Origin of the sequence: Nocardia sp. NPDC057668 (assembly GCF_042799795.1) — a bacterium.
Lineage (GTDB): Bacteria > Actinomycetota > Actinomycetes > Mycobacteriales > Mycobacteriaceae > Nocardia.
The window spans coordinates 375,066-388,235 of record NZ_JBHVIC010000006.1 but is presented as its reverse complement, the minus strand read 5'-3'; the positions used below and the strand labels follow the sequence as shown (position 1 = coordinate 388,235).

At 69.7% G+C, this 13,170-nt stretch carries 11 protein-coding genes; 4 read left to right on the top strand and 7 right to left on the bottom strand.

From position 1 onward, the window contains the following. Window positions 1–318: 318 nt before the first annotated feature. On the bottom strand, window positions 319–2,274 hold the full coding sequence (locus tag ACFVBH_RS32365; RefSeq protein ID WP_379007514.1) for an acyl-CoA dehydrogenase family protein: 1,956 nt from the start codon (window positions 2,272–2,274) through the stop codon (window positions 319–321). 184 nt (window positions 2,275–2,458) lie between these two features. Further along, window positions 2,459–3,643 carry an AAA family ATPase gene (locus ACFVBH_RS32360; RefSeq protein WP_379007512.1) on the bottom strand — a complete coding sequence of 395 codons (1,185 nt, stop codon included), beginning with the start codon at window positions 3,641–3,643 and terminating at the stop codon, window positions 2,459–2,461. A 221-nt stretch (window positions 3,644–3,864) separates the two neighbouring features. Here ACFVBH_RS32360 and ACFVBH_RS32355 point away from each other — a divergent pair, with 221 nt between their 5' ends. The 3 genes from ACFVBH_RS32355 to ACFVBH_RS32345 all read left to right on the top strand — a co-directional run bounded on the left by ACFVBH_RS32355 (window position 3,865) and on the right by ACFVBH_RS32345 (window position 5,434). Then, entirely contained in the window at window positions 3,865–4,110 is a 246-nt protein-coding gene (locus ACFVBH_RS32355) for a hypothetical protein (protein WP_354991632.1), read from the top strand. Between the two features lie 310 nt (window positions 4,111–4,420). Then, window positions 4,421–5,014: a C40 family peptidase gene (locus tag ACFVBH_RS32350; RefSeq protein WP_379007846.1), complete on the top strand. Its 594-nt coding sequence runs from the start codon at window positions 4,421–4,423 to the stop codon at window positions 5,012–5,014. Between the two features lie 21 nt (window positions 5,015–5,035). Continuing rightward, window positions 5,036–5,434, top strand: a complete 399-nt coding sequence (locus tag ACFVBH_RS32345) for an RNA-binding S4 domain-containing protein (protein ID WP_379007509.1) — start codon at window positions 5,036–5,038, stop codon at window positions 5,432–5,434. An 81-nt stretch (window positions 5,435–5,515) separates the two neighbouring features. Here ACFVBH_RS32345 and ACFVBH_RS32340 read toward each other — a convergent pair whose 3' ends face one another. The 5 genes from ACFVBH_RS32340 to ACFVBH_RS32320 all read right to left on the bottom strand — a co-directional run bounded on the left by ACFVBH_RS32340 (window position 5,516) and on the right by ACFVBH_RS32320 (window position 11,277). Then, window positions 5,516–6,688: a cation:proton antiporter gene (locus tag ACFVBH_RS32340; protein ID WP_379007507.1), complete on the bottom strand. Its 1,173-nt coding sequence runs from the start codon at window positions 6,686–6,688 to the stop codon at window positions 5,516–5,518. Then, window positions 6,685–7,074: a hypothetical protein gene (locus ACFVBH_RS32335; RefSeq protein WP_354991636.1), complete on the bottom strand. Its 390-nt coding sequence runs from the start codon at window positions 7,072–7,074 to the stop codon at window positions 6,685–6,687. Before ACFVBH_RS32335 ends, ACFVBH_RS32340 begins: the two co-directional genes overlap by 4 nt. A 31-nt stretch (window positions 7,075–7,105) precedes the next feature. Next, window positions 7,106–9,577: an acyltransferase domain-containing protein gene (locus tag ACFVBH_RS32330; RefSeq protein ID WP_379007504.1), complete on the bottom strand. Its 2,472-nt coding sequence runs from the start codon at window positions 9,575–9,577 to the stop codon at window positions 7,106–7,108. Window positions 9,578–9,934: 357 nt separating this feature from the next. Next, a complete protein-coding gene (locus tag ACFVBH_RS32325) occupies window positions 9,935–10,102 on the bottom strand; it encodes a type II toxin-antitoxin system VapB family antitoxin (RefSeq protein WP_354984963.1) in 168 nt (55 codons plus the stop codon). 203 nt (window positions 10,103–10,305) lie between these two features. Then, entirely contained in the window at window positions 10,306–11,277 is a 972-nt protein-coding gene (locus ACFVBH_RS32320; protein WP_354984962.1) for a nitronate monooxygenase family protein, read from the bottom strand. 324 nt (window positions 11,278–11,601) lie between these two features. Here ACFVBH_RS32320 and fadD5 point away from each other — a divergent pair, with 324 nt between their 5' ends. Further along, window positions 11,602–13,158 (top strand): fatty-acid--CoA ligase FadD5, encoded by a 1,557-nt coding sequence (gene fadD5, locus ACFVBH_RS32315; protein WP_354984961.1) that lies wholly within the window; start codon window positions 11,602–11,604, stop codon window positions 13,156–13,158. Window positions 13,159–13,170: the final 12 nt, after the last annotated feature.

The window sequence follows — 13,170 nt, the reverse complement described above, 5'->3', positions numbered from 1 at the left end:
TTGGGAGATCGCCTCTTGCCCGGTTGTCGAAAGATATTGCCGGTTCGTTAACCGCTCACACCTGGCGTTATGCACAAGTTGCCCAACTGTCGCCGCCGATCGATATACCGATCGCAGCTCGAATCCCGAACAGCTCGCCTCCCCGCCGGTGGACGCCGGGTTTTCGTGTCACAGCGCAGCCTCGGAGGATCTAGGAAAATCTAGAGAAATCACTAGAAATCTGTAGAAGGGTCACGACGAGCGGATCGGGACAGAAATCTGCCCTTCTCTAGCGGACCCGCTAGAGAAGGGCAGACTCGTCTCGATTCCCGCCGGGGCCTAGGTGCCCGCCCCCGCCTTGGTCGACGGCAGGAAGGTGCGCAGCAGGTTCTGCTCCGTACTCGGCCCGATCGACCACTCCGAGATCCACGGTCCGGTGCCCTCGCTCGGGTCGAGCGCACCGCCCTCCAGGAACGTGTAGCGCCCGTCCAGGATGCCGCGGGTCAGTTCGGTGTCCGCGTCATCGGTGTTGTCCCACAGCGCGTCGAACAGCCGCGCGATCCGCAGACGGGACTGGCGGCAGAACACCTCGGCGAGCTCCTCGGCCGCGACGCCGTCGGGATCGCCCGCCACGCGCAGGGATTGGGCCTTCACGCACGCCGCCGAGATGGCGAACAGCTCCGCGCCGATGTCGACGATGCGCCCCAGGAAGCCCTGCTTGTACTCGAGCTTGGCCTGCCAGCGCGCCATGCCGTACATCAGCGCGCGGGCCTGCTTGCGCGACATCCGCTCGACGAACCGCATATGCCGTGCGAGCGGGCCGAATTCGCTGAAGGTGGCCGGCACCGTGCCCGAGCCCACCGTCAGCTGCGGGAACCACTTCGCGTAGAAGCCGCTCGCGCCGACCGCGGCCTTGGCCTTGTCCTTGAGCTCGGCGTTGCGGTCGACCAGCGCCCCGGCCGCGGACATGTGGGCGTCGGCCATCTCGCGGGCGATGAGCAGGCGCATGATCTCGCTGGAGCCCTCGAAGATGCGATTGATCCGCAGATCGCGCACCATCTGCTCGGCGCCGACCGCGCGTTCGCCGCGCGCCGCCAGCGAGGCCGCCGTCTCGTAGCCGCGGCCGCCGCGGATCTGCACCAGTTCGTCCGCGATCTCGCACGCCATCTCCGAGGCCCAGAGTTTGGCCAGCGCCGCCTCGATGCGAATGTCGTTGCGGTTCTCGTCGCACATGGTGGCCGACAGATCCAGCACCGCCTCCAGCGCGAAAGTCGTTGCCGCGATGTAGGACAGCTTGGACCCGACCGCGCCGTGCTCGCCGACCGGCCGCCCCCACTGCACGCGGGTGGCGCTCCACTCGCGCGCGATCTTGAGCGACCATTTGGCCGCGGCGGTGCACATGGCCGGGATGGCGAGCCTGCCCGCGTTGAGGGTGGTGAGCGCGATCTTGAGGCCGTCGCCCTCGCGGCCGACCAGATTGCCCTTGGGCACCAGCACCTTGTGCATGCGGGTGACGCCGTTCTCGATGCCGCGCAGGCCCATGAAGGCGTTGCGGCGCTCCACCGTGATGCCCGGGCTGTCGGCCTCCACGATGAAGGCCGAGATGCCGCCGCGATGGCCCTCGCTCTTGGGCACCCGCGCCATCACCACCAGCAGTTCGGCCACCACCCCGTTGGTGGTCCACAGTTTCACGCCGCTGATCTCGTACGCCTCGCCGTCGGCGGTGGGCACCGCGACCGAGGCCATGCGCGCGGGATCGGATCCGACATCGGGTTCGGTGAGCAGGAAGGCGCTCACCGCGCCGCGGGCGCAGCGCGGCAGGAACTCCCGCTTCTGTTCCGGGGTGCCCGCCAGTTTGAGCGGTTCGGGGACGCCGATGGACTGGTGCGCCGAGAGCAGCACCCCCAGGCTGGCGTGTGCCGAGCCGACGAGCATGAGCGCCCTGTTGTAGCCGACCTGCGAGAGCCCGACGCCGCCGTACTCCGGCGGGATCTTCAGGCCGAAGCAGCCGAGATCGGCCAGCCCCCGGACATATTCGTCCGGAATGCGGCCTTCGGCCTCGATGCGATTGCCGTCGATGGTCTCGCAGAAGGCGCGCAGGCGCTCGAGGTACGCGGAGTTCTGCTGCGCCTCCGCGGCGGTCGGGCGCGGGAAGGGATGGATGAGATCGAGGCGGAACCGCCCGAGGAACATCTCCTTGGCGAACGACGGCTTGGCCCACGTGGTTTCGCGAGATTCCTCGACGAGAGCCCGGGCCTGCTCTTCGGTGGCGTCGACTTTCGCGGTAGTCGCCATGTGTCCTCCTCGGACGTGATGGGAATCACATTCGAGTGTAGGAGTCTTTGTTACCCATCGGTAGTCGTTGGCAAAGATCGAAAGCGCTTGTCTGTCATTGATCTTGAAGGTTCCGCTACCGTCCGGCATCCCCGATATCGGGCGGATCCGGAGCTGCCGTACGCGGCGTATTCATGGCCGAAAGCTATTGCACGCCACGCAGATAACGCCCGAAATGCGGGACCGTGAAACCGATCGTGCCGCGCTCCGCCGAATAGATCAGCCCCTTCTTGATCAGGCCGTCCCGGGCGGGGGACAGGGACGCGGGCTTGCGGTCGAGCTCGCGGGCCACCGCGGCGGTGGAGACCGGGCCGTCGTCGCCGGACAGATCGGCCATGGCGCGCATGTACTCCCGTTCGGCGGGTGTCGCCCGCTCGTAGCGGGAGCCGAAGAAACCGACCGCCAGCTCTTCTTCGGCGGCGGGCGCCGCGAGTTCGACGTCCCGCGCCGAGATCGGATCGCGGGCCGCGGTATCCCAGGTCGCCTTGCCGTACGCCTGCACGAAATACGGGTAGCCATCGGCCTTGCGGTACAGCGCGGCGAGCGCGTCCTCGTCGTAGGTCACCCCCTCGCGCTCGGCGGGCGCGATGAGCGCGTGATCGGCCGCGGCGCGGTCCAGGCGATCGATGCGGTGATAGGAGAACAGGCGCTCGGAGTACGACTTGGACGCCGAGAGCACCGCGGGCAGATGCGGCAGGCCCGCGCCCACCACGATCAAAGGCGCGGCGTCCTGGCTCAATTCGTGGCAGGCGCCGCAGATGGCCGAGATGTCGGCCGGGCCCAGATCCTGGAGTTCGTCGATGAACAGCGCGATGCCGACCCCGGCGTCCCGCGCCAGCTGCGCGGCCTCGAGCAGCAGCTCCACCAGATCGATCTCGATGTCCCCGGAATCGGCGCGCCCGCTCAGCGCCGGCACGTCGATTCCGGGGTTCCAGCGTTCGCGCATGCCCTTGTCGGCGGTGGCGCGCAACGCGAAAGCCTTGAGAATGCCGAGGAAGTCGTCCACCTGCTCGGGATTGCGATGCTCCACCGCCAGCGCGCGCACCGCCATGTGCAGCGCCGAGGACAGCGGCCGCCGCAGGCCCTGGTCCGGGCGCGCCTCCAGCTTGCCCGTGCCCCAGCCGCGCGAACGCGCCGCCGAGCGCAGCTGATTGAGCAGGACCGTCTTGCCGACCCCGCGCAGACCGGTCAGCATCACGCTGCGTTCGGGGCGGCCCCGGGCGATCCGCTCCAGCACGATGTCGAAGGCGTCGAGCTGACGATCGCGGCCCGCGAGTTCGGGCGGGCGCTGCCCCGCCCCGGGGGCGTACGGATTGCGCACGGGGTCCATGCCGCCACACCGTAGCGGCAAGAATCGGGATTATCCCGGCGTCTAACGAAGTTCCTAGACGGAGCTGTTCGCGGGCATACCCGGTGGGGCCCTTCCGTTTCGGCGCCCCCGCGGACGTACGCCCGGGTAGCTCCCGCGGCATCGCGTTCGCCGCACCGCGCCTCGCTACCCTGGTGTCGGATCGCCCACGCCCGGGGCCGGGCAGCGTACGAGGAGGCTTCATGCCGGAAGAGCCGACCAGCGTCGCCGAGGTGGTGCGGTCCTGGAACGTGCCCGGCGAGGCCGCGGTGGCGGGGCGCATCCGCAACAACATCCTGTCCGCCATCGAAAGCGGTTTCGACGACCCGCAACTGGTCGCCGATCTCGCGGTGGGCCCGCTCGTGATGGCGCTGGCAACCCTCGAAGTCCAGCTCGCCGACGCGCGCCGGCGCATCGAGCAGCTCGAGCGAGCGCTTGACCAGCGCTGATTCGAAAAATGGCGGATCGCTGGAAGATAACGGCATATTCGATCAGGTATATCGAGTCGTGATCGGCGCGCCGGGACCAGGATTCGCGTGTCTGCCGGGGAGTTTGCCGCAAATCGCAACACACCGGACGTGTGGGGTGGACAACACGGCTCGGCAGTCGTAATCTTCTCGTGACTTAGTGGAGTCTGTCGCTTCATCGGAGACGCGGCCCACTGCGTTACGTACGAAGGATCGGAGATGGCGCTCGGTGGGTAAGCACAGCGTGCAGCGGGAATCTCGCGTTACGAATTCCGTGAAGGGCGCCATTGTCATGGGCGCCATGGCAGCAACGACAACCGGTGCGTTCCCGGCGATCACCGCCCAGGCCGCCACCGTCGAAATCCCGGGTCTCGGCAACTTCGACGTGCCGGACGCCTTCGCACCCCAGGTGCAGCAGTTCAACGAGGCGGTCAAGGACTTCCAGGAAGGCCCCGGCCTCACCGTCGGCGCGAATCCGAGTATCGGCAACGAGAACGGATTCTCCCTCCCCGGCCTGCTCGGTCAGCAGAAGCAGCAGGGCGTGGGTGACATCGCCCTCGAAGCCGCCGCCACCAAGGTCGGCGCGCAGTACTCCTGGGGCGCCTCGGGCCCGTTCAGCTTCGACTGCTCCGGCCTCGTGCAGTGGGCCTACAAGCAGGCCGGAATCGAACTGCCGCGCACCAGCTTCGAGCAGTCGCACGTCGGCGCGCCCGTCGCCTTCGAGAACCTCATCCCCGGCGACATCGTCATCACCAACGGTGGCGGCCACGTCGGCATCTACGCCGGCGACGGCAAGCTGCTGAACGCCGTGCAGTCCGGAACCCCGGTCTCCTACACCAACCTCAAGGCCGACCAGGTCGTGACCGCGCGCCGCGTGATGGCCTGACCTTCGTCGTACCCTTAGCGCGTGGCATCAGCATCAGCGCTGCCGAACGAACCGGCCCAAGCCCGAGTCGACTCCTGGGTGTGGGCCGTCCGGCTTTTCAAGACCAGGTCCGACGCCGCTGCGGCCTGCCGGTCCGGTCATGTGCGCGTCAACGGCGTAGCGGTCAAGCCCGCCCACTCGCTCAAACACGGTGACGAGATCCGCGTGCGGGTCAACGGCGTCGAGCGCATCGTGATCGTCGAGCGGCTGCTCACCAAACGGGTCGGCGCGGCTGTCGCCGTGCAGTGCCTGATCGACAAGAGCCCGCCACCGCCGGATCCGCAACTGGTCGCCGCCCAGCCGCGCCGCGATCGCGGCAGCGGCCGCCCCACCAAACGCGAACGCCGCGAAACGGATCGGCTGCTGGGGCGCGAGGACTGACGCGGTCCCGCCGGCCCCCCGCCTCCGCACCGTCCGGCCGCGCCGGAATCCGAGTGTCGCGCCGGGTGATTCCGGATAGCGTCAGAATTTCCTGTTCGCGCCGATAGTGCGGTCCGTTCCGGTTCCGCCGCTGCTCTTTCGTCCCGCTCGCGCCGCGGCCAGGGCGGTCGCGCCCACCGTGACCAGCGCCCCGAGCATCATCGCCGAGGCCTCGCCCGGCGCCAGTACCCCGAGCTGGCTGCCGACCGTCACCGCCGCGACCGGCACCCCGATCTGCGCCGCGGCCAGGGTCCCGAAGACCAGGGGTTGCCCGGACAGGCGCATGACCATGTGGGTGAGCAGCGCCGTCGCGCCGAGCACCAGGCCCAGCGTGATCAGTTCCGGGTGTTCGCCGAACTCCCGCAGATTCAGGCGCGCGCCCAGCCACACGAAGAACAGCGGCGTGAGGAAGCCGTCGCCGATGGCGAAGAGCTGGCGCGCCACCCGCCGGGGTTCCCCGATCGCCGACACCGCCAGCCCGAACGCGAACCCCGCCAGCATGATCGAGACGTGGGTGCGGGTGGCCAGCGCGCACAGCGCGAACAGCAGGGCCAGGCTGACCCGCAGTTCCAGGGCGTACTGCCGATCCTGCGACACCTTGTGCAGCCGCCGCCGCGTGCCCGAATCCTCGAGATAGCGCAGCACCGCGAACAGCACCAGCGCCGCCCCGCACACCGTCACCGCGCCCACCGCCGCGCGCCCGGCGTTGCCCGGGTCGATGACCAGCGGCAGCGCCACCACGCAGGCGGCGTCGGCGATCGCGACCTGGGCGGTCAACTCCAGCACCGGTTTCCCGGTGAGCCGCTGCGCGTCCAGGACCGGGAGCACCAGCGCCGCCGAGGAGGAGGCGATGAGCACGGCGTAGAGCGCGCCGTGCCCGATGCCGAAGGCGGCGGCGACCGCGTGCCCCGCCACCGCCGCGAGCACCCCGACGCCCGCGGCCCGGGCCGCGCCCACCCCGAGCGCGGACCGCAGGCCGTGGTCGCGCATGGGCACGTGGGTGCCCGCCACGAACATGACGACCGCGAACCCGATGTCGGCCAGGAAGGTGAAGGTCGGATCGTCGGTGTCCAGGATCCCGAAACCCGTTGCCCCGAACACGATTCCGGCGGCCAGCTCGCCCAGCACGACCGGCAGCCGCCAGGCCCGCCGCCACGCCAGCAGCGGACCGGCCAGGCCCAGCACCATGATCAGGGCGAGGGTTTCGAAGTTCACGGCAGGGACGCGAACTTCACCGGGATCAGAATGTTCTCGTCGGTGTAGTAGATGGCGCAGACCCGGTGGTAGCCGTCGGCGATCTGCGCGGGCACCCCGCGCCGGAAGTCGCCGCGCACCATGAGGATCGGCGAGAGCGCCTTACCCGCCACGATCTTGGTCAGGTCACGCCGGACGTACGGGTTGTAGGCGGGCAGGATCTCCAGCTGCGCCGCCCGCAGGATGTCCTTGGCCTTCTTGTGGATGATCTCCGCGGCCCGCAATTCCTCGACGACGGTCTGCACCACGTCGGGCTCGCCGAGCATTTCGAGGAAGTCCGCGGCCGCCGGATAGTCGTGCTCATCCGGCCGGCCCTTCCATTTCACCTGGATGCTCGCATCGGCCATGGCGCCATCATTCCCGGGCCACCAGCGGGTTTCAGTTCGACACGCGGGACAGCGGCTGCCAGCCGGCGGTGGAGAAACCGATGGTGAAATCGGTCGGATCGCCCGCGGTGAGCGCCACCAGATTGGCGGTGGCGACGCGGTCGCGCTCGCGGCCCGCGTGCACCACGCCCCGGATCGGCGAGCCGCATTCGCGAATGTCGTGCAGCGCGTTGGCCAGATCGTCGCGGTCGGCCGGATCGCAGCGCACCAGCACGATCCAGTCCTCCATCCCGTCCAGCGGCGGCGGCAGCGCACGCGGCTGCCGGGTCAGCACCACCACGTCGCGCGCGCCCGCGTCCAGCAGCCACCGCACGGCGACCGCCCCGGACGAACCGAGCCCGCCCGCGACGACATAGGTTCCGTCCCCGCGAATGGCCACCGCGGGGACCTGCGGCGCGGCCCCGCGCCCGGAATGCGAGCGCCGCCACCGCCGTCGCGGCGGCGCGGCCACCCGCGGACCCGTGGCCATCGGGTCGAGGTCGCGGCCCGCCACGTACAACCGCCCCACCGCCCGCAGAAAGGCGTCGGCCTCGTCCGCGCGCGCCGCGGCCGCGTACACCGACTCCCGCAGGTGCGGGTGCCGCCGCACAGCGGCCGCCGCCACCGCCTGCGGACCGATCTCCAGTACGCTCGAAATCCCTTCCCGCACAGCGGCGTCCAGCGCGTAATCCAGTGCTACCGGGGCCCCCACCCCGGCACTCCAGTACCCGCCGTCCAGTGAAATCTCCGCGCCGGGAGCACCCGCCGCCGTGAGCCCGGCCGCACCGCGGCGCGCGTGCCGGGCCGAGTAGCCGGGCTCTCCGGACGCGGCGCTCGCGGGTCCGGCCGGATCGCCGTCGTGAGCACCGGCGCCGGAGCGGTCGCCGTAGGTGCCGGTCGCGGCCGGCGCGAGCCGGAGCACCGTGCCGGGATGGGTGGTGGACACGAAGGTGAGGCGGGGCGGCACGGGCGTGAGCCGGGACAGCTCGGGGAGCAGGCACGGCGCGAGGGCCCGGGCCTGCGGGATGTGCGGGATGAGCAGGGCCGCCGGGGAATCGGGGGTGACGCGCTGGGCGAAGATGGCGCGGCGGTGGGCGCGCCGGATGAGGGTGTCCACGTAGCGCGGATCGCCCGCGACCGTGATCGAGCGGGGGCCCTCGATCGCCGCCACACCGACCTCGGCGCGCATCGGTTCCAGCAGGCGGGTGACCTCGCCGAGGGTGGCCTCCAGCACCGCGGCCGCACCCCGGTCCGGGATCTTCGCCAGCAGCCGCCCGCGCACGACGGCGATCCGGGCGGCGTCCGCGAGCGTGATCGCCTCGGCCACGGCGGCCGCGGCGATCTCCCCGGCCCCGTACCCGGCCACCGCGTCGGGCGGCGGACCCCAGGCCCGCAGCAGGGCGGCCAGCGCCCACTGGAACACGAACAGCGCCGGCTGGGTGTCGTCGTCGCCGGGACCGCAGCTCGCGAAACCGTTGCGCGGGGTCCACACTCGCGGCCCGCCCGCCTCGACGACGGCGTCCGCGGCCTCGGTCAGCGCCGCCGCGAACACCGGATGCCGCGCCGCCAGCGCACGCCCCATCCGCGGGTGCCCGCCGCCGCCCGCGAACAACCACAGCAGCCCGCCCGATCGTGCGCCCTCGACCGGCTCGAGCACCGCCGTTGGCCCTTCCGTCGTCTCGCCGCCGACCCGGCCGGCGAGGCGGTGGAGTTGGTCGCGGGCGTCGTCGATGTCGTGGGCGAGCACCGCGGCGCGTACCGGCTCGGGGACGAGTCTGCTTACCGCGGAGGTGAATTCGCCGAGTGAGCGGTAGGCGGGCAGGCGCTCGGCCCAGTGCTCGGCCAGCTCGCGCAGGCCGTCGTGGTCGCGGGCGGAGATCGGGAGCAGGGTGGGCGGTTGCTCGTCGCGCGGGGCGGGTGCGGGCCGCGGCTCCGGCGCCAGGGCGATGTGCGTGTCGCGAACGTCGGAAGCGGGGAAACCCATTCCGGCGCCCAGGATTTCGGCGTAGCGGTGGGTGCCGGTGCGCTGCGTGTCGGCGGTGCGCTGCAACACCAGCACCGTGCACAGGCCGATGTCGGTGGGGACCGCGATGCCCGAAAACTGCGGCAGCAGAGTCAGATCCACGCCGCCGGTGATCACGAAAGGGACCGACTCGTCGGCCAGCAACCGCATGGCGGTGTCCACCGCGACCAGCGGCGAGAGCCGGTCGCTCTGCACCAGCAGGCTGGGTCCGCGCAGGTCGAGGGCGCGCGAGAGCTGGTGTGCGCCGTTGGGCGCCGCGCCGCCGAAAACCGGTGCGGCGCCGAACACCACGGCCGCGTTCGAGCCGCGCGCCACCGCGCCCAGCCCGGAGTCGTCCAGGGCCTCCACGGCCACCTCGAGGGTGACGCGCTGGCGCGCGTGCATGCCCGAGGCCTCCACCTCCCCGATGCCGAACCAGTCCCGGTCGAAGGCCGCGCCCGTCGCGCGGGTGCCGACACCCACGATCGACACCCGGGGAAAGGGCGATCCGATATCGGTCGAAGCTTTCGTACTCTGCCGCACAGGAATCCCTCCCGCGTCCGGCGACGTGCGCGCCGAGGTACCTCGGGCGATTCTGCCAAGATTTCGCTCGGCCCAGCCGGGCTTTCGCGCAGGTAGATTGTGACTCAGCGCGGTCCCGGTGGGTGACACCACCCCCGCTCGCCGCGGTGTGCGGGCGCGCTGGAATCCGAACGGGCCGTGGACGGTCCGATCACACCGATCGGTTTGGTGCGCAAGTCGATTCGCGCGCCGGCCGCGCAGCCGACCGGCGCCGGGGAGCTACCCTTCGGTAGGCGGCTCCCCGGCGCGCTGTCCGGCTCAGGCGGTGGCCGCGCGCCGCTGCGGCGGTTCGAAGTCCGCGGCGGTGGCGTGCGAGGAGAAGAAGCGCAGTGCTAGGTTCACCGCGTCCTGTTCGGTGTCAACGCCCGAAATCGCCATGGCCCGGCGTACCGCGTTGTCGTCGAGATAGATTCGAGTGACTGCCATTTCGGCACCTCCAACACGTCAGTCGTGTACTCAAAGCATGACGGATCGCAGGGCGCGGGGCAGCCGAATGGGCAATAGCCATTAGCAAATCGGGCTAAGAGATCTTCGCCCGAATTATCTGGTACGCACGGACTTTCACACCGGACAAATGCGCGATGCCCCCTCGCGCGGGCGAGAGGGCATCGCGGCGACGAAGTCCGGTGCTAGACGAGCATGCCGCCGAGGCGGGCCTTGATCAGATCCTCGGCCTCGGACACCATGCGGCCGATGAGCTCGGCGCAGGTCGGAATGTCGTCGATCAGGCCCTGGACCTGGCCCGCGGACCAGATGCCCGCGTCCAGATCGCCCTCTTCGAACACCTTGCGGCCGCGCGCGCCCGCGACCAGATCGCGCACATCCTCGAACTTGCCGCCGGCCTTCTCGATTTCGACGACCTTGCGGCTGATCTCGTTGTCCGCCACGCGCGCGGTGTTGTGCATGGTGCGGAAGATGAGCTGGGTCGCGCGTTCGGTATTGGCGACGATCTGCTCCTTGACCGACTGGTGGATCGCCGATTCCTGGGTGCACATGAAACGCGTTCCCATATTCACGCCGTCGGCGCCCAGCGCCAGCGCTGCGACCAGGCCGCGCGAGTCGGCGATACCGCCGGAAGCGATCACCGGGATTTCCAGCGCCTTGGTGGCGGCCGGAATCAGGATGAGGCCGGGGACGTCGTCCTCGCCCGGGTGGCCGGCGCATTCGAAGCCGTCGATGGAGACGCCGTCGACGCCGATCTTCTGCGCCTTGAGGGCGTGCCGGACGCTGGTGCACTTGTGCAGCACCTTGATCCCGGCTTCCTTGTAGTACGGCAGGAAGGGCTCGGGGTTGGAGCCCGCGGTCTCCACGATCTTGATGCCGGACTCGATGATCGCCCGCATGTACTCCTCGTACGGCGGCGGATTGATCGAGGGCAGGATGGTGACGTTCACGCCGATCGGCTTGTCGGTGAGCGCGCGCGCCTTGTCGATCTCCTTCAGGAGATCCTCGGGGGTGGGCTGGGTGAGGGCGGTGATGATGCCCAGCCCGCCCGCCTCGGACACGGCGGCGGCGAGTTCGGCACGGCCGACCCACATCATGCCGCCCTGCACGATCGGGTGTTCCACCCCGAAGGTCTCGGTGAACCGGGTACGCAGCATTGAACGCCGTCCTCTCATGCCTCTCACAACTGGCTCGATACTCGCATAGTTGCATATGCGGGACAAGCCCGATGTGAGCCGGAGTTTGCAGCGATCGAGACCGCTTCGCGGCGAACCTGGGGATAACCTGACCGGCGCGAATCGGGCACCATGATCGATTTACCAGCGCTGAGCTGCTGAATGAAGTGATGATAAATTTCCTACAGAACCTTCTCTGTAACCCTTGTCACGCCAAAAAGTTAGTTGGTATTCTCACGCTCGTTCAGCCGTCGGCGGCCCCGGAACAGCCGGTGCCGCGGTGACGGTCCGAGAGGAGTACGTGGCATGACGGTGTTCCAGCCGCTCGACCAGCCCATCCGGTCGCGCCGCAATCACTGGGTCAACCAGATCGCTACCCACGCCGTCATGCGCCCGGACCACACCGCGTTCCGGTGCAAGGGCGTGGACACGAGCTGGAAGGCGCTGCACGAGCGCTCCGAGCAGTTCGCCGACGCGCTCGCCCGGCGCGGGGTCGGGTTCGGCGATCGCGTGCTGTTGCTGGCGCTCAACTACACCGAATACATCGAAGCGGTCATCGGCATCAACGCCCTGGGCGCGATCGCGGTGCCGGTGAACTTCCGGCTCACCCCGCCCGAGGTCGCGTACATCGTCGGGGACAGCGGCGCCAAGGCCATCGTCACCGACACGCTGCTGCAGCCGCTGGCCGTCGCCATGGTCGCGCAGGCCCCGGCGCTGGAAACCTGCGTGGTGATCAACGGGCAGAGCGCGGACGGCGTCATCGGCTACGCGGACTTCCTCGCCGAGGACGGCGAACCGCATGCGCCGCTGGACATTCCGGAAGACACGCCCTGCCTGATCATGTACACCTCGGGCACCACCGGCACCCCCAAGGGCGCGGTGCTCACGCACGCGAACATGAATTCCCAGGGCCTGACCTGTATCCGGGCCATGGACATCACCCCGGAGTCGGTGGGCTTCTGCACCTCCCCGCTGTTCCACATCGCCGGGCTGGGCAGTCTCACCCCGTACTTCCTGCTCGGCGGCAAGACCGTGCTGCATCCCCTGGGCGCGTTCGACGCCACCGAATGGCTCGACGCCGTGGAGGCCGAACAGGCCACCACCGCCTTCTGTGTGCCGGTGCAGTGGCAGCTCATCTGCGAGGAGCCCACGGTCCGCGAGCGCAAACTCGCGCTGCGCATGCTGTGCTGGGGCGCGGCCCCGGCCTCGGACTCGGTGCTGCGGGCCATGGCCGACTGCTTCCCGGACGCGCAGAACGTCGCGGTGTTCGGCCAGACCGAGATGTCGCCCATCACCTGCGTGCTCGAGGGCCGGGACGCGCTGCGCAAGCTCGGCTCGGTCGGCAAGCCCATCCCGACCGTGCAGGTGCGCGTGGTCGACGACGAGATGAACGACGTCGCCCCCGGCGAGATCGGCGAGATCGTCTATCGCGGCCCGACCCTGATGTCGGGTTACTGGAACCGCCCCGAGGCGACCGCGGAGTCGTTCCACGGCGGCTGGTTCCACTCCGGTGACCTGGTGCGCCAGGACGAGGAGGGCTTCGTCTACGTGGTGGACCGCAAGAAGGACATGATCATCTCCGGCGGCGAGAACATCTACTGCGCCGAGGTGGAGAACGTGCTCTTCGCGCACCCCAAGATTCACGAGGCCGCGGTCATCGGCCGCCCGCACGAGAAGTGGGGCGAGGTGCCGGTCGCGGTGGTGGCGCTGGTCGAGGGCGTGGACGAGCTCACGATCGAGGAGCTCACGCCCTTCCTCAACGAATCGCTGGCTCGCTACAAGCACCCCAAGGACCTGGTCATCGTGAGCGAACTGCCGCGCAACGCCAGCGGCAAGGTGCTCAAGGTCGAACTGCGCAAGTAGCGCGCCCGGACC

Excerpts from the sequence above, each read along its gene's own strand:
- ACFVBH_RS32325 (WP_354984963.1), bottom strand. The coding sequence starts at position 10,102 with ATGGCAGTCACTCGAATCTATCTCGACGACAACGCGGTACGCCGGGCC.
- ACFVBH_RS32365 (WP_379007514.1), bottom strand. The coding sequence starts at position 2,274 with ATGGCGACTACCGCGAAAGTCGACGCCACCGAAGAGCAGGCCCGGGCT.
- fadD5 (WP_354984961.1), top strand. The coding sequence starts at position 11,602 with ATGACGGTGTTCCAGCCGCTCGACCAGCCCATCCGGTCGCGCCGCAAT.
- ACFVBH_RS32335 (WP_354991636.1), bottom strand. The coding sequence starts at position 7,074 with ATGGCCGATGCGAGCATCCAGGTGAAATGGAAGGGCCGGCCGGATGAG.
- ACFVBH_RS32360 (WP_379007512.1), bottom strand. The coding sequence starts at position 3,643 with ATGGACCCCGTGCGCAATCCGTACGCCCCCGGGGCGGGGCAGCGCCCG.
- ACFVBH_RS32320 (WP_354984962.1), bottom strand. The coding sequence starts at position 11,277 with ATGCTGCGTACCCGGTTCACCGAGACCTTCGGGGTGGAACACCCGATC.
- ACFVBH_RS32350 (WP_379007846.1), top strand. The coding sequence starts at position 4,421 with ATGGGCGCCATGGCAGCAACGACAACCGGTGCGTTCCCGGCGATCACC.
- ACFVBH_RS32355 (WP_354991632.1), top strand. The coding sequence starts at position 3,865 with ATGCCGGAAGAGCCGACCAGCGTCGCCGAGGTGGTGCGGTCCTGGAAC.